The sequence below is a fragment of the Enterobacter cloacae complex sp. IR5422 genome (assembly GCF_049238165.1).
GTDB lineage: Bacteria > Pseudomonadota > Gammaproteobacteria > Enterobacterales > Enterobacteriaceae > Enterobacter > Enterobacter roggenkampii.
This window is the reverse complement of sequence record NZ_JBMKHT010000007.1, coordinates 69345-94205: the sequence shown is the minus strand read 5'-3', so window position 1 is coordinate 94205 and position 24861 is coordinate 69345. Positions and strand designations below refer to the sequence as shown.

At 55.7% G+C, this 24861-nt stretch carries 27 protein-coding genes; 16 read left to right on the top strand and 11 right to left on the bottom strand.

What is annotated here, in order from left to right; translation table 11 throughout:
* Positions 1-3 precede the first annotated feature (3 nt).
* The 6 genes from ibaG to mlaF all read right to left on the bottom strand — a co-directional run bounded on the left by ibaG (position 4) and on the right by mlaF (position 3487).
* On the bottom strand, positions 4-258 hold the full coding sequence (gene ibaG / locus ACOTXT_RS05665) for a BolA family iron metabolism protein IbaG (RefSeq protein WP_008501458.1): 255 nt from the start codon (positions 256-258) through the stop codon (positions 4-6).
* Positions 259-384: 126 nt separating this feature from the next.
* The gene (gene mlaB / locus ACOTXT_RS05660) at positions 385-678 is read right to left on the bottom strand and encodes a lipid asymmetry maintenance protein MlaB (RefSeq protein ID WP_021242262.1); all 294 of its coding nucleotides are present in this window, start codon (positions 676-678) and stop codon (positions 385-387) included.
* Positions 678-1313, bottom strand: coding sequence for a phospholipid-binding protein MlaC (gene mlaC / locus ACOTXT_RS05655; RefSeq protein ID WP_021242263.1), 636 nt, complete (start codon positions 1311-1313; stop codon positions 678-680). Before mlaC ends, mlaB begins: the two co-directional genes overlap by 1 nt.
* An 18-nt stretch (positions 1314-1331) precedes the next feature.
* Complete coding sequence (gene mlaD, locus ACOTXT_RS05650; RefSeq protein WP_008501455.1) at positions 1332-1880, bottom strand: outer membrane lipid asymmetry maintenance protein MlaD; 549 nt, start codon at positions 1878-1880, stop codon at positions 1332-1334.
* Positions 1881-1884: 4 nt separating this feature from the next.
* Positions 1885-2667, bottom strand: a complete 783-nt coding sequence (gene mlaE, locus ACOTXT_RS05645) for a lipid asymmetry maintenance ABC transporter permease subunit MlaE (RefSeq protein WP_008501454.1) — start codon at positions 2665-2667, stop codon at positions 1885-1887.
* Positions 2668-2674: 7 nt separating this feature from the next.
* The gene (mlaF, locus tag ACOTXT_RS05640; RefSeq protein WP_008501452.1) at positions 2675-3487 is read right to left on the bottom strand and encodes a phospholipid ABC transporter ATP-binding protein MlaF; all 813 of its coding nucleotides are present in this window, start codon (positions 3485-3487) and stop codon (positions 2675-2677) included.
* A 227-nt stretch (positions 3488-3714) separates the two neighbouring features.
* Between mlaF and ACOTXT_RS05635 the strand changes: the two genes are divergently transcribed.
* From ACOTXT_RS05635 to npr, 11 genes are all read left to right on the top strand, one after another.
* The gene (locus tag ACOTXT_RS05635) at positions 3715-4692 is read left to right on the top strand and encodes a calcium/sodium antiporter (RefSeq protein WP_008501451.1); all 978 of its coding nucleotides are present in this window, start codon (positions 3715-3717) and stop codon (positions 4690-4692) included.
* 13 nt (positions 4693-4705) lie between these two features.
* Positions 4706-5692, top strand: coding sequence for an arabinose-5-phosphate isomerase KdsD (kdsD, locus tag ACOTXT_RS05630; RefSeq protein WP_021242265.1), 987 nt, complete (start codon positions 4706-4708; stop codon positions 5690-5692).
* 14 nt (positions 5693-5706) lie between these two features.
* On the top strand, positions 5707-6273 hold the full coding sequence (gene kdsC, locus ACOTXT_RS05625; protein WP_008501449.1) for a 3-deoxy-manno-octulosonate-8-phosphatase KdsC: 567 nt from the start codon (positions 5707-5709) through the stop codon (positions 6271-6273).
* Positions 6270-6845, top strand: coding sequence for an LPS export ABC transporter periplasmic protein LptC (lptC, locus tag ACOTXT_RS05620; protein ID WP_021242266.1), 576 nt, complete (start codon positions 6270-6272; stop codon positions 6843-6845). Before kdsC ends, lptC begins: the two co-directional genes overlap by 4 nt.
* Positions 6814-7368: a lipopolysaccharide ABC transporter substrate-binding protein LptA gene (gene lptA / locus ACOTXT_RS05615; protein WP_008501447.1), complete on the top strand. Its 555-nt coding sequence runs from the start codon at positions 6814-6816 to the stop codon at positions 7366-7368. Before lptC ends, lptA begins: the two co-directional genes overlap by 32 nt.
* A 6-nt stretch (positions 7369-7374) precedes the next feature.
* A complete protein-coding gene (gene lptB / locus ACOTXT_RS05610) occupies positions 7375-8100 on the top strand; it encodes an LPS export ABC transporter ATP-binding protein (RefSeq protein ID WP_008501446.1) in 726 nt (241 codons plus the stop codon).
* A gap of 47 nt (positions 8101-8147) precedes the next feature.
* Positions 8148-9581, top strand: a complete 1434-nt coding sequence (rpoN, locus tag ACOTXT_RS05605; RefSeq protein ID WP_008501445.1) for an RNA polymerase factor sigma-54 — start codon at positions 8148-8150, stop codon at positions 9579-9581.
* Between the two features lie 22 nt (positions 9582-9603).
* Positions 9604-9891: a ribosome hibernation promoting factor gene (gene hpf / locus ACOTXT_RS05600; protein ID WP_421625292.1), complete on the top strand. Its 288-nt coding sequence runs from the start codon at positions 9604-9606 to the stop codon at positions 9889-9891.
* Positions 9892-9973: 82 nt separating this feature from the next.
* Complete coding sequence (ptsN, locus tag ACOTXT_RS05595) at positions 9974-10465, top strand: PTS IIA-like nitrogen regulatory protein PtsN (protein WP_008501443.1); 492 nt, start codon at positions 9974-9976, stop codon at positions 10463-10465.
* 45 nt (positions 10466-10510) lie between these two features.
* On the top strand, positions 10511-11365 hold the full coding sequence (rapZ, locus tag ACOTXT_RS05590) for an RNase adapter RapZ (RefSeq protein WP_008501442.1): 855 nt from the start codon (positions 10511-10513) through the stop codon (positions 11363-11365).
* Positions 11362-11634, top strand: a complete 273-nt coding sequence (npr, locus tag ACOTXT_RS05585; RefSeq protein ID WP_003861872.1) for a PTS phosphocarrier protein NPr — start codon at positions 11362-11364, stop codon at positions 11632-11634. Before rapZ ends, npr begins: the two co-directional genes overlap by 4 nt.
* A gap of 41 nt (positions 11635-11675) precedes the next feature.
* Here the strand turns inward: npr and mtgA are convergent, their stop codons facing one another.
* The 5 genes from mtgA to lptF form a co-directional block, all read right to left on the bottom strand.
* Entirely contained in the window at positions 11676-12401 is a 726-nt protein-coding gene (gene mtgA, locus ACOTXT_RS05580; RefSeq protein ID WP_008501440.1) for a monofunctional biosynthetic peptidoglycan transglycosylase, read from the bottom strand.
* Positions 12398-13051 (bottom strand): isoprenoid biosynthesis glyoxalase ElbB, encoded by a 654-nt coding sequence (gene elbB / locus ACOTXT_RS05575; RefSeq protein ID WP_021242267.1) that lies wholly within the window; start codon positions 13049-13051, stop codon positions 12398-12400. Before elbB ends, mtgA begins: the two co-directional genes overlap by 4 nt.
* A gap of 232 nt (positions 13052-13283) precedes the next feature.
* A complete protein-coding gene (gene arcB / locus ACOTXT_RS05570) occupies positions 13284-15617 on the bottom strand; it encodes an aerobic respiration two-component sensor histidine kinase ArcB (protein WP_008501438.1) in 2334 nt (777 codons plus the stop codon).
* A 135-nt stretch (positions 15618-15752) separates the two neighbouring features.
* On the bottom strand, positions 15753-16835 hold the full coding sequence (lptG, locus tag ACOTXT_RS05565; protein ID WP_008501437.1) for an LPS export ABC transporter permease LptG: 1083 nt from the start codon (positions 16833-16835) through the stop codon (positions 15753-15755).
* A complete protein-coding gene (lptF, locus tag ACOTXT_RS05560) occupies positions 16835-17935 on the bottom strand; it encodes an LPS export ABC transporter permease LptF (protein WP_021242268.1) in 1101 nt (366 codons plus the stop codon). Before lptF ends, lptG begins: the two co-directional genes overlap by 1 nt.
* 266 nt (positions 17936-18201) lie before the next feature.
* On the opposite strand from lptF, the gene pepA reads away from it, so the two are divergent.
* The 5 genes from pepA to ahr all read left to right on the top strand — a co-directional run bounded on the left by pepA (position 18202) and on the right by ahr (position 24859).
* Positions 18202-19713, top strand: coding sequence for a leucyl aminopeptidase (gene pepA, locus ACOTXT_RS05555; RefSeq protein ID WP_008501434.1), 1512 nt, complete (start codon positions 18202-18204; stop codon positions 19711-19713).
* A gap of 117 nt (positions 19714-19830) precedes the next feature.
* Positions 19831-20274, top strand: a complete 444-nt coding sequence (holC, locus tag ACOTXT_RS05550; RefSeq protein WP_025912557.1) for a DNA polymerase III subunit chi — start codon at positions 19831-19833, stop codon at positions 20272-20274.
* On the top strand, positions 20274-23129 hold the full coding sequence (locus ACOTXT_RS05545) for a valine--tRNA ligase (RefSeq protein WP_055321273.1): 2856 nt from the start codon (positions 20274-20276) through the stop codon (positions 23127-23129). The genes holC and ACOTXT_RS05545 overlap by 1 nt, the downstream gene beginning before the upstream one ends.
* A gap of 123 nt (positions 23130-23252) precedes the next feature.
* Positions 23253-23756 carry a GNAT family N-acetyltransferase gene (locus ACOTXT_RS05540; RefSeq protein ID WP_008502817.1) on the top strand — a complete coding sequence of 168 codons (504 nt, stop codon included), beginning with the start codon at positions 23253-23255 and terminating at the stop codon, positions 23754-23756.
* An 83-nt stretch (positions 23757-23839) separates the two neighbouring features.
* On the top strand, positions 23840-24859 hold the full coding sequence (ahr, locus tag ACOTXT_RS05535; RefSeq protein WP_021242270.1) for an NADPH-dependent aldehyde reductase Ahr: 1020 nt from the start codon (positions 23840-23842) through the stop codon (positions 24857-24859).
* Positions 24860-24861: the final 2 nt, after the last annotated feature.

Sequence of the window (24861 nt, the reverse complement as noted above, 5' to 3'; positions counted from 1 at the left end):
AGCTCAAAAACCGTTTAGTTTGCGATCGCGTGCCCACTCTTGCGGGGTGAACGCTTTAATCGACAGGGCGTGGATGCGGTTATCCGCAATATATTCCATCAGCGGCGCGTACACAGCCTGCTGTTTCTTCACACGGCTCATACCGTCGAACATCTCACCCACAGCAATAACCTGGAAGTGACTGCCATCGCCTGTGACGTGGGCTTCCTGAAGGGAGAGTGCATTCATCAGCACTGTCTGGATTTCATGATTTTCCATGGGCTCTTAATCATCTGATAGTGAAAACAAGCCCAACATCTTAGAGCAAAGTGGCGTCGTCTTAAACAAGCAAAAAGCCCCGACGATGAAACTGTCAGGGCTTTCGGAAGTAACGCACTGAAAATATTAACGAGGCAGTACGTCCTGAGGGAGATTGTAGAGCTGCGCCAGGGTCACGACATTCTCGCTCGCGCCGCGAAGCGTGACGCTCGCCCCCTGCTTTTTCCCTACCGCAACCAGATGGGCAAGCAGTGCAACGCCTGCCGTATCTACCCGCGTGACGTCGGTTAAGTCAATAACCGTCACGCCCTGCATGGCCTCATGGCGTTTATCCCATAAGGGGTTCAGCAGATCCTGATCCAGCTCACCGGACAGCTTTAATGTCTCGCCTTCACGCGACCAGCTGAGTTGCTGTGACATTACTTCTTCTCGTCCAGACTAATTTTCTGACGAGCGATGGACTGCAGCTGCGCGGTCAGGCCATCAATCCCCTTGGTGCGCAGCAGGTCGCTCCACTCGTTCTGTTTGGTGGTGATCATGCTTACGCCTTCGGCGATCATGTCATACGCCTGCCAGTGGCCGGTCTGGCTGTTTTTACGCCACTGGAAATCCAGACGCACCGGCGGACGACCATTAGGATCGTTGATCGTTACGCGAATAGGGACGATGGTCGCATCACCCAGCGGCTGCTCCGGGGCGATCTGATAGGTCTGACCGTGGTACATCGCCAGCGCCTGACCATACGCCTGCTTCAGGTATTCACGGAAAGCGGCAAAATAGGCCTCACGCTGCGCCGGGGTTGCGTCTTTGTAATAGCGGCCCAGCACCAGTGCTCCCGCATATTTGATCTGCACGTACGGCAGCAGCTCCTGGTCAACCACGTCACGCAGGTAATCAGGATTAGCACGAATCTTAGGCTGCTCGTTTTTAAGACGATCGAAGGTTTTCTTCGCGGCTTCGTCCATCAGTTTGTACGGGTTACTCTGATCCGCCGCGTGCACCGCGGTGAGAGGGGCAATAACCAGCATGGCAACCATTAACAGTCGTTTAAACATGAATGACTTCTCCTGATATTAATTCGCAGCACCTGGGGTCGGCGCAGCATTGGTATGGTCTTCACTCTGCGCAGGGGCATTGTCAGACTTTTTATCATCCCCTTTACTGTTGTAAAGGAACTGACCAATCATATCTTCCAGCACCATGGCGGACTTGGTGTCCTGGATCACGCTCCCGTCCTTAAGGATAGTCGTTCCCAGCTCGGGGTCTTCAAAACCGACGTTAAGCGCCAGATATTGTTCGCCCAGCAGACCGGAAGTCCGGATAGAAAGGGAGCTGGTGTCCGGAATGTGGTTGTAACGCTCTTCGATATCCATCGCGACACGTGGCAGATAGGTCTTCTCATCCAGCGTAATGTCAGATACGCGTCCGATCACCACGCCGCCAATACGGACCGGTGAACGCGCCTTCAGCCCGCCGATGTTATCGAAGGTGGCATAGATGCGATACGTCGGCTCGGTGCGCACAGACGTGATATCCGCCGCTCTCAGGCAGATAAACAGCGCGGCCAGCAGCGCCAGCAGCAGGAATACACCGACCCAAATTTCATTTTTTCTCGTTTGCATGAACTCAATTCCCAAACATCAGTGCGGTGAGCACAAAATCCAGACCCAGTACGGCCAGCGACGAATGAACGACTGTACGTGTAGTTGCGCGGCTAATGCCCGCCGACGTCGGGATGGCATCGTAACCATTGAACAATGCAATCCAGGTGACCGTAATGGCAAATACCACGCTCTTAATCAGGCAGTTAATCAGATCCATTCGCAGATCAATGGCGTCCTGCATGGCAGACCAGAAGAAACCGGCATCAATGCCTTTCCAGTGCACGCCAACCAGCGAACCGCCCCAGATCCCCACGGCGACAAACAGAATCGTCAGCAGCGGTAAAGAGATGACCCCGGCCCAGAAACGCGGCGAGATCACGCGACGCAGCGGATCGACCGCCATCATCTCCATGCTGGAGAGCTGCTCGGTCGCGCGCATCAGGCCAATTTCAGCCGTTAAGGCCGACCCCGCACGCCCGGCGAAAAGCAGCGCCGCCACAACGGGCCCCAGTTCACGCAGCAGCGAGAGCGCCACCAGCATCCCGAGGCTGGTTTCCGCACTGTAGGTTGTCAGCACCAGGTAGCCCTGCAGACCCAGCACCATACCGATAAACAGACCGGAGACAATGATGATGAGCATCGACAGCACGCCAACGTTATAAAGCTGACGCACCAATAGCGGCGCGTGCTTACGGAATTCCGGCTTGCCGACCAGCGCGTTGAATAACATCAATCCGGCACGCCCGAACGTCCTGATGGTTTTTATGCCACGGTGTCCGAGAGCGGCCAACGCATTTAACAGCATGAGTGGCTTAACTCCCTATTCCCAGTAAATCGTCACGATAGTCGCCCGCCGGGTAGCGGAACGGCACAGGGCCATCGGCAATACCGTCGAGGAACTGCCGCACGCGCGGATCGCAATTTTCCTGCAGCGCCTGGGCGCTACCGTGTGCGACGATCTTTTTGTCCGCTACGATGTAGGCGTAATCGGCAATGCTCAACACTTCAGGTACATCGTGAGACACCACAATGCAGGTGACGCCAAGCGCGCTGTTCAGCTCAGAGATGAGCTTCACCAGCACGCCCATCGTGATGGGATCCTGCCCGACAAACGGTTCGTCGAACATGATTAAATCAGGTTCTAATGCGATGGCTCGCGCCAGCGCGGCACGACGCGCCATCCCGCCGGACAGCTCCGAAGGCATCAGCTTCGCGGCGCCCCGCAGCCCGACGGCTTCTAGCTTCATCATCACCGTGCTTTTCAGCAGCGCAGGCGGCAGGCTGGTATGCTCGCGCAGCGGATAGGCAACGTTATCAAAGACGTTCATGTCGGTGAACAAAGCCCCCGACTGAAAGAGCATGCTCATGCGTTTGCGAACAGTATACAGGCGCGAGCGCGACATCTCCGGGATGTTTTCGCCATCAAAGAGGATTTCACCGCTATCCGGTGGGATCTGCCCACCGATAAGGCGGAGCAGGGTCGTTTTACCGATCCCGGACGGCCCCATGATGGCAGTAATTTTGCCACGCGGCACGGTCAACGAAATATCATCAAATATCAATCTGTTGGCGCGAGAAAAACTCACCCCGCGGACATCGACTAAATTCGCCATGGTTTGGCTCATTTATGGTTCCTTTCTTATCCTGCTCACGTTAAGGCATGTAGCCTGAATCAGCCCTAAACTCCGCATTTTTACAGAATAATAACCGTAGAGGTTAGCGAAAGCTGGCATTTGTTTTACTTTTCCGGCGCATAAAGTCAAAATTAGGAATTCGTTACGCCTCAGACTGTATGCAGTCCAGCCATTCCCGAGCAATGGACCGACGAGTATACCTGAAGAAAGGACTTTTGATGCTTTTAGCAACAGCACTGTTAATAATTGGTTTACTGTTGGTGGTCTACAGTGCTGACCGTTTAGTGTTTGCTGCATCTATCCTGTGTCGCCTGAGTGGCGTACCGCCTGTTGTCATCGGCATGACCGTGGTCAGCGTAGGAACGTCGCTTCCTGAAATCATCGTCTCTGTCTCCGCCTCGCTGCATGGTCAGGTAGACCTGGCAGTCGGCACCGCCATTGGCTCTAACATCGTCAATATTTTATTGATTTTAGGCCTGGCCGCGCTGCTCCATCCTTTTCGCGTGCATTCTGATGTTCTGCGCCGTGAATTGCCGCTAATGTTACTCGTAAGCCTGCTGGCAGGGTGCGTATTTTACGATGGCGTACTGAGCTACAGCGACGGCATTTTCCTGCTGGCGCTGGCCGTTATTTGGCTGCTGTATAGTGTTAAGATCGCCCGTCTGGCTGAAAAGCAGGGTCAGGATAGCCTCACGCGCGAGCAGGTCGCCGAGCTTCCGCGAGAAGGCACGCTGCCTGTTGCCCTGCTCTGGCTGGGCGTCGCGCTGATCATCATGCCGATGGCAACGCGCATGGTCGTGGATAACGCGACGGTGCTGGCGAACTATTTTGCCATCAGCGAGCTGACTATAGGCCTGACGGTGATTGCCATCGGCACCAGCCTGCCGGAGCTGGCCACCGCCATTGCGGGGGCACGTAAAGGTGAGGATGACATTGCCATTGGTAATATCATTGGTTCTAACATTTTTAATATCGCCATTGTGATGGGCCTGCCGGCCCTTATTTCGCCTGGGCCCTTTAATCCTCTGGCGTTCTCACGTGATTACGGCGTGATGTTGCTGGTCAGCGTGATTTTTGCCCTGCTCTGCTGGCGGCGGCAACGACAGATCGGCAAAGGCGCAGGCGCGCTGCTGACGGGTGGATTTATCGTATGGATGGCGATGCTGTACTGGCTCTCGCCTCTTCTCTCTGGGTAAACGGAAACGCATTATGTCGCAAATAGAATTGCAGCCGGGTTTTGACTTTCAGAAAGCAGGCAAAGACGTTCTGGAGATTGAACGTGAAGGTCTGGCGCAGTTAGATCAGTACATTAATCAGGATTTTAGTCTGGCATGTGAGAAGATATTCAACTGCGCCGGCAAAGTCGTGGTGATGGGGATGGGCAAGTCCGGCCACATTGGACGCAAAATGGCGGCAACCTTTGCCAGTACCGGCACCTCTTCCTTCTTTGTCCACCCGGGGGAAGCCGCGCACGGGGACCTGGGTATGGTCACGCCGCAGGATATCGTCATCGCGCTCTCCAACTCCGGTGAGTCCAATGAAATCCTGGCGCTCATCCCGGTTCTGAAGCGACTGCAGGTGCCGCTGATTTGCATGACCAGCCGCCCGGAAAGCAGCATGGCGCGTGCAGCCGATATTCACCTGTGCGTGAAGGTTCCCAAGGAGGCCTGTCCGCTCGGTCTGGCGCCGACCTCCAGCACCACCGCTGCACTGGTCATGGGCGATGCGCTTGCCGTGGCGCTGCTTGAAGCCCGTGGCTTTACGCCGGAAGATTTCGCGCTTTCCCACCCGGGCGGCGCGCTGGGGCGCAAGCTCCTGCTGCGGGTAAACGATATTATGCACACCGGGGATGAGATCCCTCACGTCAGTAAAGAAGCCTCCCTGCGTGATGCGCTGCTGGAAATCACCCGCAAGAATCTGGGGATGACGGTCGTGTGCGACGATCTGATGAAAATTCAGGGGATCTTCACCGATGGCGACCTGCGTCGCGTGTTCGATATGGGTGTCGATGTCCGCACGCTCGGCATTGCCGACGTGATGACGCCGGGCGGTATCCGCGTGCGTCCGGGTACGCTGGCCGTGGATGTGCTGAACCTGATGCAGTCCCGCCATATCACCTCCGTTATGGTTGCCGATGGCGACCAGTTGCTGGGTGTGGTACATATGCATGATCTGCTGCGCGCAGGCGTAGTGTAATGAAGGATAAGACAATGAGTAATGCGGGTGCATCCCTTGCAACCTGTTATGGTCCGGTCAGTACGCAGATGATGGCAAAGGCGGAAAACATTCGTCTGCTCATCCTCGATGTGGATGGGGTTCTCTCCGACGGCCTGATTTACATGGGCAATAATGGTGAAGAGCTGAAGGCGTTTAACGTTCGCGACGGCTACGGTATCCGCTGTGCGCTCACCTCGGGGATTGAGGTGGCGATCATCACCGGACGAAACGCTAAACTGGTAGAAGACCGCTGTGAAACTTTAGGTATTACCCATCTGTATCAGGGTCAATCCGATAAGATGGCGGCGTTCAATGATTTACTGGGTAAACTGGCTATCGCACCGGAAAACGTGGCCTACGTCGGGGACGACCTGATTGACTGGCCGGTGATGGCTGAAGTTGGGCTGAGCATCGCCGTTGCCGATGCGCATCCGCTGCTGATCCCGCGCGCCGACTACGTTACCCACATCAACGGTGGCCGCGGCGCTGTCCGTGAAGTCTGCGATCTGCTTCTGCTGGCGCAGGGCAAGCTTGATGAGGCCAAAGGGCAATCGATATGAGTAAAACCAGACGTTGGATTATCATTTTGCTTTCGCTTGTCGCACTGGTATTGATTGGCGTGAACCTTGCCGATCGCGACGATACGCAAACGGAAGTGATCAACAATACCGATCCAACCTATAAAAGCGATCACAGCGACACCGTGGTCTACAGCCCGGAAGGCGCGCTGAACTATCGCCTGATTGCCCAGCATGTTGAATATTTTTCCGATGATGGCGTTTCATGGTTTACCCAACCTGTGATGACCACATTTGATAAAGACAAAGTGCCGACGTGGTCAATTAAGTCAGATCGGGCCAAACTGACAAATGACCGTATGCTTTATCTGTATGGCCACGTTGAAGTCAACGCCCTGACCGCTGACTCGCAACTGCGAAAAATTACGACGGATAATGCCCAGATCAACCTGGTAACCCAGGACGTGACGTCGCAGGATCTGGTCACACTGTATGGCACAACATTTAATTCCAGCGGTTTAAGAATGCGCGGGAACTTACGCAGCAAGAACGCCGAGCTGATTGAAAAGGTTAGAACCTCCTATGAAATTCAAAACAAACAAACTCAGCCTTAAAGTAATTATCGCCAGCGCGATGCTGGCAGCCAGTCTCCCCGCGCTTGCTGTAACGGGCGATACCGACCAGCCGATCCATATTGAGTCCGACACCCAGTCTCTCGATATGCAGGGTAACGTCGTCACCTTCACGGGTAACGTCGTCATGACCCAGGGCACCATCAAAATCAACGCCGACAAAGTGGTCGTGACCCGTCCGGGTGGCGAGCAGGGCAAAGAGATTATCGATGGCTATGGTAATCCGGCGACCTTCTACCAGATGCAGGACAACGGCAAGCCGGTAAAAGGCCGCGCTACGCACATGCACTATGAGCTGGCGAAGGATCTGGTCATCCTGACCGGAAACGCGTATCTGGAACAGCTGGACAGCAACATTACCGGCGACCAGATTACCTATCTGGTTAAAGAGCAAAAAATGCAGGCCTCCAGCGAGAAAGGCAAACGCGTGACCACCGTACTGGTTCCGTCGCAGCTGCAGGACAAAGGCAAGGGCCAGGCCCCGGCACAGAAGAAGAGTAACTAATTCGTTATGGCAACATTAACTGCAAAAAACCTCGCGAAGGCCTATAAGGGCCGCCGTGTCGTAGAAGATGTCAGTCTGACCGTCAACTCCGGCGAAATCGTGGGGCTGCTTGGCCCGAACGGTGCGGGTAAAACGACAACCTTCTACATGGTCGTGGGTATTGTGCCGCGCGATGCCGGCAACATTATCATTGACGATGAAGACATCAGTCTTCTGCCGCTGCACGCGCGCGCGCGTCGCGGGATCGGCTATCTGCCGCAGGAAGCCTCCATTTTCCGTCGTCTCAGCGTTTACGACAACCTGATGGCGGTCCTGCAAATTCGTAACGACCTGACCAACGAACAGCGTCAGGATCGTGCTAACGAGCTGATGGAAGAGTTCCACATTGAGCACCTGCGCGACAGCCTCGGTCAGGCACTCTCCGGGGGCGAACGCCGTCGCGTTGAGATTGCGCGTGCGCTGGCCGCAAACCCGAAATTTATCCTTCTGGATGAACCGTTTGCGGGCGTTGACCCCATCTCCGTTATCGACATTAAACGTATCATTGAGCACCTGCGCGACAGCGGGCTTGGCGTACTGATCACCGACCACAACGTGCGTGAAACGCTGGCCGTGTGTGAACGCGCCTATATTGTCAGCCAGGGCAATCTGATCGCCCACGGTACGCCACAGCAGATCCTCGAAGACGATCATGTTAAGCGCGTCTATCTTGGGGAAGACTTCAGACTCTGATAGGGTAGAGGTAACGTAACGCCGAACCGGAGAAAAATGCTCTGAACATGAAGCAAGGTTTGCAATTAAGGCTCAGCCAACAACTGGCGATGACGCCGCAGCTACAGCAGGCAATTCGCCTGTTGCAACTGTCCACGTTAGAACTTCAGCAGGAGCTCCAGCAGGCGCTGGACAGTAACCCCCTGCTGGAACAAACCGATCTTCATGACGAGGTAGATACCCAGCAATCGCAGGATACTGAAGCGCTCGATACCGCGGATGCACTCGAACAAAAAGAGATGCCCGACGAGCTTCCGCTTGATGCCAGCTGGGATGAAATCTACACCGCCGGAACCCCTTCCGGTACGCGTGCAGACTACCAGGACGATGAGCTACCGGTCTATCAGGGCGAAACCACCCAGTCGCTGCAGGATTACCTGATGTGGCAGGTGGAACTCACTCCCTTCTCCGATACCGACCGCGCGATTGCCACGTCCATTGTCGATGCCGTTGACGACACTGGCTATTTGACCGTCACCCTCGACGATATACTGGAAAGCATGGGCGACGACGAGATTGAGCTTGAGGAAGTCGAAGCCGTTCTGAAGCGCATCCAGCGTTTCGATCCGGTAGGCGTGGCCGCAAAAGATCTGCGCGACTGTCTGCTGATCCAGCTTTCTCAGTTCAGTAAAGAGACGCCATGGCTCGAGGAGGCGCGCGCGATCATCAGCGATCATCTGGATCTGCTGGCGAACCACGATTTCCGCACCCTGATGCGCGTCACGCGCCTGAAGGAAGAGGTGCTGAAAGAAGCGGTGAATCTGATCCAGTCGCTCGATCCGCGCCCCGGCCAGTCGATCCAGACCAGCGAGCCCGAGTACGTGATCCCGGATGTGCTGGTCAGAAAACACAACGGCCGCTGGGTCGTTGAACTGAATTCAGACAGCATCCCTCGCCTGCAAATCAACCAGCAGTATGCCTCCATGTGCACGAGCGTGCGTAACGACGCCGACAATCAATATATTCGTAGCAATTTGCAGGAAGCGCGATGGCTGATCAAAAGTCTGGAGAGCCGAAATGATACGCTGCTACGCGTCAGCCGCTGTATTGTCGAACAGCAGCAGGCTTTCTTTGAGCAGGGCGAAGAGTATATGAAACCGATGGTGCTGGCGGATATCGCCCAGGCCGTCGAGATGCATGAATCAACCATTTCCCGTGTCACCACGCAGAAGTATCTGCACAGTCCACGCGGTATTTTTGAGCTTAAGTATTTCTTCTCCAGCCATGTGAATACCGAGGGCGGCGGCGAAGCGTCGTCAACGGCCATTCGTGCTCTGGTGAAGAAGTTGATCGCCGCGGAGAATCCCGCGAAGCCACTAAGCGACAGTAAGTTAACCACCATGCTGTCCGATCAGGGTATTATGGTGGCACGTCGTACTGTTGCGAAGTATCGAGAGTCTTTATCCATTCCGCCGTCCAACCAGCGTAAACAGCTGGTCTGACACAACCGATAAGGAAGACACTATGCAGCTCAACATCACTGGACAAAACGTCGAAATTACTGAGGTTTTACGCGACTTTGTGAACGCGAAGTTTGCAAAACTCGAGCAGTATTTCGAAAGGATCAATCAGGTCTACATTGTGTTGAAAGTGGAGAAAGTGACTCATATCTCGGATGCCACCCTGCATGTTAACGGGGGGGAACTGCATGCCAGTGCGGAAGGGCAAGACATGTACGCTGCTATCGACGGCTTGATTGATAAGCTTGCGCGACAGCTCAATAAACATAAAGATAAACTGAAACAACACTAATTGTCCGGGCAGTTAACGGGTGCAGGACGGCCTGTTGTGAAACACAACAGGCCATTTGTACAGTTAGCGCTTAGGTGAAATTATGATGAACAACGATTCCGCTCTTCAACTGAGCAATGTCCTTAACCAGGAATGTACCCGCAGTGCGGTTCACTGCCAGAGCAAAAAACGTGCGCTGGAAATCATCAGTGAACTGGCCGCAAAACAGCTGGGCCTGCCGCCGCAGGTGGTGTTCGAAGCGATTCTGACTCGTGAAAAGATGGGCAGTACCGGTATCGGCAACGGCATCGCAATCCCGCACGGCAAGCTGGAAGAGGATACCCTGCGTGCCGTCGGTGTGTTTGTGCAGCTTGAAACACCGATCGCCTTTGATGCCATTGATAACCAGCCCGTCGATCTCCTCTTCGCGCTGCTGGTGCCTGCTGACCAGACGAAAACCCATCTGCATACGCTGTCGCTGGTCGCCAAACGTCTGGCTGATAAAACCATTTGCCGTCGACTGCGCTCGGCTCAAAGTGATGAAGAGCTTTATCAAATTATCACCGAAGCAGAAGGCAATCAGGATGATGCATAACCAGGAGATGGCCTTCACATCTGTTGTCCTGAGGAGAAACGGAACATGGTGCTGATGATTGTCAGCGGTCGTTCAGGGTCGGGGAAATCCGTGGCTCTGCGCGCGCTGGAAGACATGGGTTTTTACTGCGTCGATAACCTTCCGGTCGTGTTGTTGCCCGACCTGGCCCGTACGCTTGCCGAGAGACAGACCTCGGCTGCCGTCAGTATCGACGTTCGTAACATGCCGGAATCGCCAGAGATCTTCGAGCAGGCAATGAGTAACCTGCCTGATACGTTCTCGCCTCAGCTGCTGTTCCTCGATGCAGACCGTAATACTCTTATCCGCCGCTACAGCGACACCCGTCGTTTGCACCCGCTTTCCAGTAAGAACCTCTCCCTGGAGAGCGCAATCGATGAAGAGAGCGATCTGCTGGAGCCGCTGCGTTCTCGCGCCGACCTGATTGTCGACACCTCTGAGATGTCCGTTCACGAGCTGGCGGAAATGCTGCGTACCCGCTTGCTGGGAAAACGCGAACGCGAACTGACGATGGTGTTCGAATCCTTTGGCTTCAAGCACGGTATCCCGATTGATGCGGATTATGTTTTCGACGTACGCTTCCTGCCGAACCCACACTGGGATCCGAAACTGCGTCCCATGACCGGTCTGGATAAACCCGTTGCGGCCTTCCTCGACAGGCACACAGAAGTTCACAATTTTATCTACCAGACGCGAAGCTACCTTGAGCTATGGTTACCTATGCTGGAGACAAACAATCGTAGCTATCTGACGGTAGCGATTGGCTGTACCGGCGGTAAACATCGTTCGGTCTACATCGCCGAACAGCTGGCCGACTACTTCCGCTCACGCGGAAAGAACGTTCAGTCCCGTCATCGCACGCTGGAAAAACGTAAAACATGACCGTAAAACAGACCGTTGAGATCACCAATAAGCTGGGCATGCATGCGCGCCCGGCGATGAAGCTGTTTGAGCTGATGCAGGGTTTCGATGCAGAAGTTCTGCTGCGGAATGACGAAGGTACCGAAGCGGAGGCGAACAGCGTCATTGCGCTGCTGATGCTGGATTCCGCCAAAGGGCGTCAGATTGAAGTCGAAGCCACCGGCCCCCAGGAAGAGGAAGCGCTGGCGGCGGTGATTGCGCTGTTTAACGCAGGGTTCGACGAAGATTAAGGTCTCTGCCCTTCAGGCGGGTGGCGCTGCGCTTACCCGCCCTACATAAGTTTGTTGCTCTCCATAAACCCTTCTCCTCCCAACTGACGCATCTGGCGCATAATCCACGCCTGACGGCTTCGCACGTACCCTGAGGGGGCACTGGCTTTAAAACGGAGGGGATTAGGCAGAACAGCCGCGAGCAGCGCCGCCTCAGACATGCTCAGCTTGCTGGCGGGTTTATTAAAATAGCGTTGTGATGCAGCTTCGACACCAAATACCCCGTCGCCAAACTCGGCAACGTTGAGATACACGGTCAGAATGCGCTTTTTGCTCCAGACCGTTTCCATGCCCAGGGTGAGCCCCGCTTCCAGCCCCTTTCGCACCCAGCTACGGCCGTCCCACAGAAACAGATTTTTGGCCGTCTGCTGCGACAACGTTGACGCGCCGCGCACGCGGTTTTCATGGCGTTCATTATGCGCCAGCGCCTTCTCAATGGCCGCAACGTCGAACCCCCAGTGCTCCGGGAATTTCTGATCCTCCGCTGCGATGACCGCCAGCCCCATGAACGGAGAGATCTCGTCCATGCTTACCCAGTCAGAATGGGCAACATAGCCGAAATCGCCGCTGAGCCACGCGCCGAGCTGACGCTCAACCATCACGGCAGAGAACGGGACCGGCATAATGCTGAACACGGCCAGCCCGCCTCCCCAGAACACCGCCATGACGAGAACGATGCGTAGAAGAAGGCGTTTCACCCATGCGCCTGCGGAAAACGGACGCCTCATTCCGTCAGCACCAGCACGCGGGCGATCAGTTTTTCAATGCCCACAGCGGCTTCCGCGATATTCTTCGCCAGCATATACGCAGGCGTGGTGACAATCTTGTTATCTTCATCAACCACAATGTCATCCACCGGGCACGGAACGTGTTCGCCCCCCATTTCCTCGACGATCTCAGCGGTATCAATATCCGTCCCGATAGTCAGGCGCAGCGGGAAATCAAAAATTTTAGGCAACATCGCCGGTGCTATACAGATAAAGCCCAGCGGTTTTCCTGCCGCATGCATGGCCTGCGACAGCGCTTTGAGATGAGGATCGATCTGACACTCCGCGCCCTGCGCGGCAAAGGTACTGAGATTTTTGGCTGCGCCAAACCCACCTGGCACAATGAGCGCATCAAGCTCTGCAGGGTCTGCCTGAATAAGAGGATGGATGTCACCTCGCGCAATGCGCGCGGCTTCAATCAGCACGTTACGGGTTTCCGCCATCGGCTCACCGGTCAGATGGTTAATCACATCCACCTGATTTTTGTCCGGTGCAAAACAAATCACCTCGGCTCCCTGCTTAGCCAGGGCCAGCAGCGTGATGACGGCTTCATGTATCTCAGAGCCATCGTAAACACCGCATCCGCTTAGCACGACACCAATCTTTTTCATCATGACAATCCTTTTCTGCAACTTGCTGAAGCACATTAATAATTTTGATTAAAACGCTATGCTTCACACATTTCACTGATTCATGTAACAAACCATTTAAGATTTGCTATCTTATCTGCGTGCGGCCTAAATTTTTCAGGCAGCGCCCTTTCAAAAATAACGTTTAAAAACAGGCGCAGCCACGATTTCCCTGGTGTTGGCGCAGTATTCGCGCACCCCGGTTAATCCGGGGTCATTTTTTTCTGGCGTCAACCCAGGCTTTTAGCACCGCCACATCGTTTTGCCATTCCTGTTTCATCTCTTCAACCCAATCACCCACGTTATCTTCCCATGCAGGTAAATCAGGCGACTGAATCTGTTGCCCCAACTGCTGCAGATGGCGTAAGCCAACCGAGCCGGCGGCACCTTTGATTTTATGTCCTTCTTCCACGATCCCCTTCTGGTCACGGGCCGTCAGGTTGGATTCCAGCACGCTCAGATAGCCCGGCATCATTTTTTCGAACACCGCCAGACCGTCGGTAATCAGTTTCGGCCCCACCAGATCGATGTACTGCTCCAGCATCGCGGTATCGAGTATCGTTTGGGCTTTTGCGCTATCAACAGACGTCATGGTGCTCTCCTCTTCATCATGGGTATCCCAGAATTTTTTGATCATAGCGGTCAGAGCAGGCACCGCCAGCGGCTTGCTGAGTACATCGTCCATACCGGCATCGAGATACTCTTTTTTATCTTTCAGCACGTTCGCCGTCAGGGCAACCAGCGGCGGCAGTTCGTCGGCCGCGTACTGACGCGTCAACTCGCGCGAGATATCCAGCCCGGTCATATCCGGTAATTGAATATCCAGCAGAACAAGATCGTATTCGCCTGGTTTAAACATCTCCAGCGCGGCTTTGCCGGTCATCGCGACATCCACGCTGTTGCCCAGTTTTTCCAGTACAGAGCGCGCCACAATTACGTTCAGCTCAATATCTTCCACCAGCAGGACGTGCAGGGCAGGCAGCGGCATATCGTCATTTTCAAAGGTATCCTCTACCTCTTCCGCCACCGCAGGGGCATGGACCGTCAGCGTGAAGGTTGACCCTTTGCCCGGCTGGCTGGCAACGGTGATATCGCCGCCCATACTCTTCGCCAGACGTTTAGAGACCGCCAGGCCAATGCCCGTACCGGTGGCCGGTTTCCCACCGTTGCTGTCCTTCACCTGATAGTACATGGCGAAGATTTTGTCCTGCTCCTCCAGCGGAATACCCATCCCGGAGTCTTCCACCTCGAAGTGCAGCATGTCACCTTCGTCATAGCGGATACGCACCGCAACCTTTCCTTTCTGGGTAAATTTCACCGCGTTGCTGATCAGGTTCCACAGGATCTGGCGCAGTCGCGTGCCGTCCGTCACCACTTTATGCGGCAGCGGCAGGGTTGGCTCCATGACAAAGCTCAATCCCTTCTGCTGCGCCTGCAGGCCAGACAGGTTTTCCAGATCGGCAAGGAAGCTGGTGAAATCCACAGGCTGGTTGTCAAGCTGAACTTTACGGCGCTCCATCTTATCCATATCAATAATATCGTTGAAGATATTACCCAGCGTGACCGCTGAAACATGAATAGTCTTGAGGTATTTTTCCTGCTCTGCGGTCAGGTCGGTATCCAGCAGAATACGGCTCAAGCCGACGATGCCGTTAAGCGGCGTGCGCAGCTCGTGGCTGATGGTGGAGATAAAGGTGGTCTTGTCGCGGCTGGCGCGCTCCAGGGCATCCTGATAGCGCTTACGCTCGGTAATATCGCGGCCAAAGCCCATCAGGCCGTGGCGTTTCCCCACGCGGTCATAGTAGGGCACCTTACGGATCTCAAAGCAGGCTTTGCGCCCGTCCGGGTAATCCAGCCACTGTTCATAGGTCAGCGAGACGTTATGACGGAAGACTTTTTCGTCGGTCTCCATGACCTTGGCCGCCGCCTCTTCAGAGTAAACGTCCTGCGGCTTCAGGTGTATCAGCTGCTTCTCGCTTTTCCCAGTGAGCAACTCCATCGCCCGGTTACAGCCGGAAAACTCTTTATCTTCATTACGGTAGAACACCAGATCCGGCGACGCATCCAGGAACGATCGCAGGAAAGAAGATTGCTGCTCAAGCTGGATCTGCGTGACCTCGCGCTCTTTCATTTCGATTTTCAGCTGCTCCAGGGTGGCCTGACGCTCGGCTTCCGCTTTCTCACGATCTGAAATCTCCTGATTCAGCTGCGCAATGTTGTCTTTGAGCTGGACGTTGAGCTTCAGGTCGCGCTCGCGCATCTCTTCCAGCTTATCCACCAGCTTAGACAAACGCTGACGGGACTCTTCCAGCTGTTCAACCACCACGGAAAGGAAATAGACCGCCCAGGGAGTAATAAGCAAGCCAAAGAAGATGGAGCGGATGACGTCGATACTCTCGACCTGACCATGCAGAACCATGGTAACCGCCATTTGCACGACAATGGCCAGAACGACCAGCGCCAGCGCAAGCAGCATGGAAAAACGCACCAGCCCAAGCTTCATCATCAGGTCGACGTAATACTGGGCAAGCATTCGAATTTGCTTCATAGAGGATCCCTTCACGACGTTATCGCTCAATAATACTCAAATTCGCGGCGGGACGTTGAAGGTTGTGAGAAAAAGTGCGGGGTGAAACAGGAGATTAGCCTCGCTCCCGGGTAACCGGAAGCGAGGCGAGGTCAATCAGGAGCGTTTCAACAGCAGCCAGAGACTGATCAGGAGGAAGCTGGCGCTTGGCAGCAGCGCACCGATAATCGGCGGAATGCCATAAACCAGCGTCAGCGGACCGAAGATCTGATCGAGCACGTAGAACACAAAGCCGAAGCTGATGCCGGTCACGACGCGGACCCCCATCGGCACGCTGCGCAACGGGCCGAAGATAAACGACAGCGCCATCAGCATCATTACCGCCACGGACATCGGCTGGAAGATTTTGCTCCACATGTTGAGCTGATAGCGTCCCGCATCCTGTCCGCTCGACTTCAGGTATTTCACATAGTTGTGTAAACCGCTGATGGAGAGCGCGTCAGGATCCAGCGCCACGACGCCGAGCTTATCGGGCGTCAGGTTGGTTTTCCACGTACCGGTTACCGTCTGAGAACCCGTAATCTGTTTCGGATCGGTCAGGTCAGATTCATCAACCTGGGACAACCGCCACTGTTTATGTTCGGCGTCAAACTTCGCCGAAGAGGCGTGTCGAACGGACTGCAGACGGCGCTGGTCATCAAAAGCATAGATGCTCACCCCGCCCAGTTCATCATTCCCCTTCACCCGTTCGATGTAGACGAAGTTTTTACCGTCTTTCGCCCATAAACCTTGCTGAGTCGAGAGCAGTGAGCCGCCGTACATCGCCTGAGCACGATAGTTACGCGCCATCTGTTCGCCCTGCGGCGCGACCCACTCGCCAATCGCCATGGTCAACAGCACCAGGGGGATGGCGGTTTTCATTACCGACAGCGCGACCTGCATACGGGTAAAACCCGAAGCCTGCATAACGACCAGCTCACTGCGCTGCGCCAGCATCCCCAGCCCCAGCAGCGCCCCCAGCAGGGCCGCCATCGGGAAGAAGATCTGCACATCTTTCGGCACGCTGAGCAGGGTATACATCCCCGCGCCCAGCGCGTCATAGCTCCCCTGCCCGGCTTTTTTCAGCTGATCGACAAATTTGATAATGCCGGAGAGGGACACCAGCATGAACAACGTCATCATGATGGTGGTAAAAATGGTTTTACCGATATAGCGATCAAGAACGCCAAACGCCTGCATTAGATGGCTCCTTTACGCGAGAATCGGGCACGTATGCGGCGCACAGGCACCGTATCCCACAGGTTTAACCCCAGCGCCAGTAAGATGTACAGGCTGTTAACGAACCATGTCCAGACCATAGGGTCCAGCTTACCCTTCGCGCCGTTGGAACGAATCGAGGTTTGCAGCAGGAAATAGATCAGGTAAAGCAGCATCGCTGGCAGCATAGAGAGCACGCGTCCCTGACGCGGGTTCACCACGCTCAGCGGAACGACAATCAGCGCCATCATAAACACGGTGAAGACAAGCGTAATACGCCAGTGGAACTCAGCACGCGCTCGGTTGGTATCGGTATTCCAGAGGGTACGCATGTCCATTTGCTCGGTATCCGTTGGATCGAGCGCCACGGTCTGATGGCCGATAATGGCCTGATAGTTCTGGAAATCCGTAATGCGGAAGTCACGCAGCATCGCGGTGCCTTCGAAACGGGTGCCTTTGTTCAGCGTCACGACCTGAGAACCATCTTTGCGCTGAGCAAGCTGACCGGAGTCGGCAACCACCACAGAAGGACGCGCGTTACCTTTAGGACGCAGCTGCGCCAGGAAGACATCGTTGAATTTGCTGCCGTCAACGCTCTCAATAAACAGCACGGAGTTCCCGTCGGTTGCCTGCTGGAACTGCCCCTGGGCTAATGCCGCCATGCCGGGGTTGGCTTTCGCTTCGGCCAGCACTTCGTCCTGATGGCGAGAAGACAGAGGACCCGCCCACATCACATTCACCGCCGCAACAATACCCGTGAACAGCGCCAGTATCATGGCGGCTTTGACCAGCACCGCTTTGCTCAGGCCACAGGCATGCATCACCGTGATTTCACTCTCGGTGTAGAGTTTCCCAAGCGTCATGAGCAGGCCAAGGAAAAGACTTAGCGGCAGGATAAGCTGCGCCATTTCCGGGATCCCTAAACCAAGCAGGGAAAGCACCAGATTTGTTGGAATTTCGCCGTCAACGGCCGCACCGAGGATCTTAACCAGCTTCTGACAGAAAAAAATCAGCAGCAGGATGAAGAGGATCGCCAGTTGGCTTTTGAGCGTCTCCCGCACCAGATATCTTATGATTATCACTTTAAATACGCCCGTAAAAACCCGTCTCTTTGCTGGAAAATCGCTTGTTTCATGGCTTAAACGTCATTTATTCTCTTGAGTCGTCGAAATCATCGCTAAGATTAAAACATCCGGCGGATTCACGCTTCAGGACTTTTTCTGACGTGTCGAAACCGTAGTAACGTAAGATTAACACGAAGTCACCACAACAGCGGACATGAGTTACGAAAGGTTTCAATTCTATCCGTAGCCGCCGCCGTTGTCTTTAAGATTCAGGAGCGTAGTGCATGGAGTTCAGTGTAAAAAGCGGTAGCCCGGAGAAACAGCGGAGTGCCTGCATCGTTGTGGGCGTCTTTGAACCACGCCGACTCTCCCCGATCGCCGAACAACTCGATAAAATCAGTGACGGCTATATTAGCGCCCTGCTGCGCCGTGGCGAACTGGAAGGCAAACCTGGGCAGACGCTGTTACTGCACCATGTTCCGAACGTACTGTCAGAGCGCATTCTGCTGATTGGCTGCGGCAAAGAACGCGAGCTGGATGAACGTCAGTACAAGCAGGTGATTCAGAAAACCATCAATACGCTGAATGATACCGGTTCAATGGAAGCGGTATGCTTCCTGACCGAGCTGCACGTTAAAGGGCGTAACACCTACTGGAAAGTGCGTCAGGCAGTCGAAACGGCAAAAGAGAGCCTGTACAGCTTCGATCAGCTGAAGACCAATAAAAGCGAGCCGCGTCGTCCGCTGCGTAAAATGGTCTTTAACGTGCCAACCCGTCGCGAGCTGACCAGCGGCGAGCGCGCGATCCAGCACGGTCTGGCGATTGCCGCCGGTATTAAAGCGGCAAAAGATCTCGGCAACATGCCGCCGAACATCTGTAACGCCGCTTACCTCGCCTCTCAGGCGCGCCAGCTGGCCGACGCCTACAGCAAAAACGTGATTACCCGCGTCATCGGCGAACAGCAGATGAAAGAGCTGGGAATGCACTCTTACCTGGCGGTCGGTAACGGCTCGCAGAACGAATCCCTGATGTCGGTTATCGAGTACAAGGGCAACCCGGCCGAAGACGCGCGCCCTGTCGTGCTGGTCGGTAAAGGCCTGACCTTCGATTCCGGCGGTATCTCCATCAAGCCTGCCGAAGGCATGGATGAGATGAAATACGACATGTGCGGCGCGGCGGCGGTTTACGGCGTGATGCGCATGGTCGCGGAGCTTCAGCTGCCGATCAACGTGATCGGCGTCCTGGCGGGCTGCGAAAACATGCCCGGCGGTCGCGCGTATCGCCCGGGTGACGTCCTGACCACCATGTCTGGCCAGACGGTAGAAGTGCTGAACACCGACGCCGAAGGCCGTCTGGTACTCTGTGACGTGTTGACCTACGTTGAGCGCTTCGAGCCGGAAGCGGTCATTGACGTCGCCACGCTCACCGGTGCCTGCGTGATTGCCCTTGGCCACCACATTACCGGCCTGATGTCGAACCACAACCCGCTGGCGCACGAGCTGATTAGCGCCTCGGAGCAGGCCGGTGACCGCGCATGGCGTCTGCCGCTGGGTGACGAATATCAGGAGCAGCTGGAGTCTAACTTCGCGGATATGGCGAACATTGGCGGACGTCCTGGCGGGGCGATCACCGCGGGATGCTTCCTGGCGCGCTTCACCCGCAAGTACAACTGGGCGCACCTGGATATCGCGGGCACCGCATGGCGCTCCGGTAAGGCCAAAGGCGCAACCGGTCGTCCAGTGGCGCTGCTGTCGCAGTTCCTGCTCAATCGTGCGGGTTTTAACGGCGACGAGTGATATAAAGTGCCGGGTGGCGGCTTCGCCTTACCCGGCCTACACGCCACTCAACCGTAGGCCGGGTAAGCGAAGCGCCACCCGGCTTTGCATTTAAATCCACGACAAGAAGCCCCATATATGAAGAATGCAACGTTCTACCTTCTGGACAACGACACCCATCAGGAGGGCCTCAGCGCCGTCGAACAGCTGGTGTGTGAAATTGCCGCAGAACGTTGGCGCGCAGGCAAACGCGTGTTGATAGCCTGTGAAGATGAGCAGCAGGCGATTCGTCTCGATGAAGCGCTGTGGGCCCGCCCGCCGGAGAGCTTTGTTCCGCATAACCTGTCAGGCGAAGGGCCACGCGGCGGGGCGCCGGTGGAAATTGCCTGGCCGCAAAAGCGCAACAGCAGCGCGCGCGACATTCTGATTAGCCTGCGGATAGATTTTGCAGATTTTGCCACCGCTTTCACAGAAGTGGTAGACTTTGTCCCTTACGAAGAATCCTTGAAACAACTGGCGCGCGAACGCTATAAAGCGTACCGCCTGGCTGGTTTTAACCTGAATACGGCAACCTGGAAATAATGGAAAAGACATATAACCCACGCGATATCGAACAGCCGCTTTACGAGCACTGGGAACAGCAGGGCTATTTCAAGCCTAACGGCGACGAAAGCAAAGAGTCCTTCTGCATCATGATCCCGCCGCCGAACGTCACCGGCAGTTTGCATATGGGTCATGCTTTCCAGCAGACCATCATGGACACCATGATCCGCTACCAGCGCATGCAGGGCAAAAACACCCTGTGGCAGGCGGGGACTGACCACGCGGGTATCGCGACCCAGATGGTGGTTGAGCGTAAAATTGCCGCTGAAGAAGGGAAAACCCGCCACGACTACGGTCGCGACGCGTTCATCGACAAAATCTGGCAGTGGAAAGCGGAATCTGGCGGCACCATTACCCGTCAGATGCGCCGTCTCGGCAACTCCGTGGACTGGGAGCGCGAGCGCTTCACCATGGATGAAGGCCTTTCCAACGCCGTGAAAGAAGTCTTCGTCCGCCTGTACAAAGAAGACCTGATTTACCGCGGCAAGCGCCTGGTTAACTGGGATCCGAAACTGCGCACCGCGATTTCCGATCTGGAAGTGGAAAACCGCGAGTCTAAAGGCTCCATGTGGCACATCCGCTATCCGCTGGCCGACGGCGCAAAAACCGCTGACGGTAAAGATTACCTGGTGGTCGCGACTACCCGTCCGGAAACCCTGCTGGGCGATACCGGCGTGGCCGTTAACCCGGAAGATCCGCGTTATAAAGATCTGATTGGCAAATTCGTGGTGCTGCCGCTGGTAAACCGCCGTATTCCGATTGTGGGCGACGAACACGCCGACATGGAAAAAGGCACCGGCTGCGTGAAAATCACCCCGGCGCACGACTTCAACGACTATGAAGTGGGTCGTCGTCACGCCCTGCCGATGATCAACATTCTGACCTTCGACGGCGATATCCGCGAAAGCGCAGAAGTGTACGACACCAAAGGCAACGAATCCGACGTCTATTCCAGCGACATCCCGGCCGAGTTCCAGAAGCTGGAACGCTTTGCCGCGCGTAAAGCGATTGTGGCTGCCGTTGACGCACTCGGCCTGCTGGAAGAGATCAAGCCTCACGATCTGACCGTGCCATACGGCGACCGTGGCGGCGTGGTTATCGAGCCAATGCTGACTGACCAGTGGTACGTGCGTGCCGACGTGCTGGCGAAACCGGCTGTGGAAGCGGTTGAAAACGGCAGCATTCAGTTCGTGCCGAAGCAGTACGAAAACATGTACTTCTCCTGGATGCGCGATATTCAGGACTGGTGTATCTCCCGTCAGCTGTGGTGGGGTCACCGTATCCCGGCATGGTACGACAACGAAGGCAACGTGTACGTTGGCCGCAGCGAAGATGAAGTGCGCCAGGAAAACAACCTGAGCGCTGACGTTGCCCTGCGTCAGGACGAAGACGTGCTGGATACCTGGTTCTCCTCCGCGCTGTGGACCTTCTCCACCCTCGGCTGGCCAGAAAACACCGACGCGCTGCGTCAGTTCCACCCAACCAGCGTGATGGTGTCCGGCTTCGACATTATCTTCTTCTGGATCGCCCGCATGATCATGATGACCATGCACTTCATCAAAGATGAAGACGGCAAGCCGCAGGTTCCATTCCATACCGTCTACATGACCGGTCTGATCCGCGACGACGAAGGCCAGAAGATGTCCAAATCCAAGGGTAACGTCATTGACCCGCTGGATATGGTTGACGGTATTTCTCTGGAAGAGCTGCTGGAAAAACGCACCGGCAACATGATGCAGCCTCAGCTGGCGGAGAAAATCCGCAAGCGCACCGAGAAGCAGTTCCCGAACGGGATTGAGGCTCACGGTACCGACGCCCTGCGCTTCACCCTGGCAGCGCTGGCCTCGACCGGCCGTGACATCAACTGGGACATGAAGCGTCTGGAAGGTTACCGTAACTTCTGTAACAAGCTGTGGAACGCCAGCCGCTTCGTGCTGATGAACACCGAAGATCAGGATTGCGGCTTCAACGGCGGCGAGATGACCCTCTCCCTGGCCGACCGCTGGATCCTGGCGGAATTCAACCAGACCGTGAAAGCGTTCCGCGACGCGCTGGACAGCTACCGCTTCGATATCGCGGCGGGCATTCTGTATGAATTCACCTGGAACCAGTTCTGTGACTGGTATCTGGAGCTGGCGAAGCCGGTCATGAACGGCGGCACTGAGGCGGAACTGCGCGGCACGCGCAACACGCTGATTACCGTTCTGGAAGGCCTGCTGCGCCTGGCGCATCCGGTTATTCCATTCATCACCGAGACCATCTGGCAGCGCGTGAAGGTGATTGCAGGCATCAACGCCGACACCATCATGCTGCAGCCGTTCCCGGCGTTCGATGCGGCTAAGGTTGATGAAGCGGCGTCTGCGGATACCGAGTGGCTGAAGCAGGCGATCGTGGCGGTACGTAACATTCGTGCTGAAATGAACATCGCGCCGGGCAAACCGCTGGAGCTGCTGCTGCGCGGCTGCAGCGAAGCGGCCGTTCGTCGCGTCACCGAGAACAACACCTTCCTGAAAACCATGGCGCGTCTGGAAAGCATCACCGTGCTGCCTGCTGATGACAAAGGTCCGGTTTCCGTGACCAAAATCATCGATGGCGCCGAGCTGCTGATCCCGATGGCGGGTCTGATCGACAAAGACGCTGAGCTGGCTCGTCTGGCGAAAGAAGTGGCGAAAGTCGACGTGGAAATTGGCAAAATCGAAAGCAAGCTGGCGAACGAAGGCTTTGTTGCCCGCGCGCCGGAAGCGGTCATCGCGAAAGAGCGTGAGCGTCTGGTTGCCTTCGCCGATGCGAAGACCAAGCTGATTGAGCAGCAGGCGGTTATCGCCGCCCTGTAATGCTTTTACCCCTTACGCTTCAGGGCGTAAGGGGTAACCTTCCTGAAAACTCCTCGCTTGCACTCCCCTTTCTGCGGTGCTATTAACAGCAGTTATGTGTCAATTTTTGTAATGAGTAATGCTATGAGCGTGATTACCCCCGTCGCGACGACGATGCGCCGGATCGCTGAGCAGGATAACCCGGCTATCGCCGCCGTTATTCGCACCGTTTCTGCCGAATATGGACTGACGGCTGACAAGGGCTACACGGTTGCCGACCCGAATCTGGACGCGCTTTTCCAGCTCTACAGCCAGCCTGGTCATGCCTACTGGGTCATCGAGCAGAACGGTCAGGTCGTGGGCGGCGGCGGCGTGGCGCCCCTCAGCTGCAGCGAGCCGGATATCTGCGAACTGCAGAAAATGTATTTCCTGCCAACGGCACGCGGACAAGGACTGGCAAAAAAGCTGGCGCTGATGGCGCTGGACCACGCGCGCAAGCAGGGTTTTACCCGCTGCTACCTTGAAACGACCGCCTTCCTCAAAGAGGCCATCGGCCTGTATGAACATTTGGGCTTTGAGCATATCGATGCGCCGCTGGGCTGTACCGGCCACGTTGATTGCGAAGTCAGAATGCTGAAAAGTCTGTAACTTTCGTTCCTGCCCTCTTCTGTTAAGCGGCTGTAAACTGAATGCTCTACACTCTCAGTTCACACCACAACGGGGGAAACACGATGTCGAAGATAAAAAGCTACGCCGCACCGCAGGCGGGTGCAGAACTTGAGCTGTACGAGTACGATGCGGGCGAACTAAAAGCAGAAGACGTCGAAGTACAGGTTGATTACTGCGGGATCTGCCACTCGGATCTCTCGATGATCGACAACGAATGGGGCTTCTCCAGCTATCCGCTGGTTGCCGGGCACGAAGTTATTGGCCGCGTCGTGGCGCTCGGTAGCGCCGCGCAGGACAAAGGGCTCAAAGTGGGCCAGCGCGTGGGCATTGGCTGGACGGCACGCAGCTGCGGTCACTGCGATGCCTGTATCAGCGGCAATCAAATCAACTGCCTCGAAGGCGCCGTTCCCACCATTCTCAACAAAGGTGGTTTTGCCGATAAACTGCGCGCCGACTGGCAATGGGTCATCCCGCTACCGGACAGCATTGATATCGAATCCGCCGGTCCGCTGCTGTGTGGCGGCATCACCGTCTTCAAACCGCTGCTGATGCACCATATCACCGCCACCAGTCGCGTCGGCGTCATCGGTATCGGCGGACTGGGGCATATTGCCATTAAGCTGCTGCACGCGATGGGCTGTGAAGTCACGGCGTTCAGCTCGAACCCGGCGAAAGAGAAAGAAGTGCTGGCGATGGGGGCGGATAAAGTGGTGAACAGCCGCGATCCGCAGGCGCTGAACGCGCTGGCGGGCCAGTTTGACCTGATCATCAACACCGTTAACGTGGATCTCGACTGGCAGCCGTACTTTGAAGCGCTGGCCTACGGCGGTAACTTCCACACCGTGGGTGCGGTAATGAAGCCGCTGCCGGTTCCGGCGTTTACCCTGATCGGCGGGGATCGCAGCATCTCCGGTTCTGCAACCGGTACGCCTTACGAGCTGCGCAAACTAATGAAATTCGCCGGACGCACCAAAGTGGCGCCGACCACCGAACTGTATCCGATGTCAAAAATCAACGAAGCGATCCAGCACGTGCGCGACGGCAAAGCCCGCTACCGCGTGGTGCTGAAAGCAGATTTCTGATG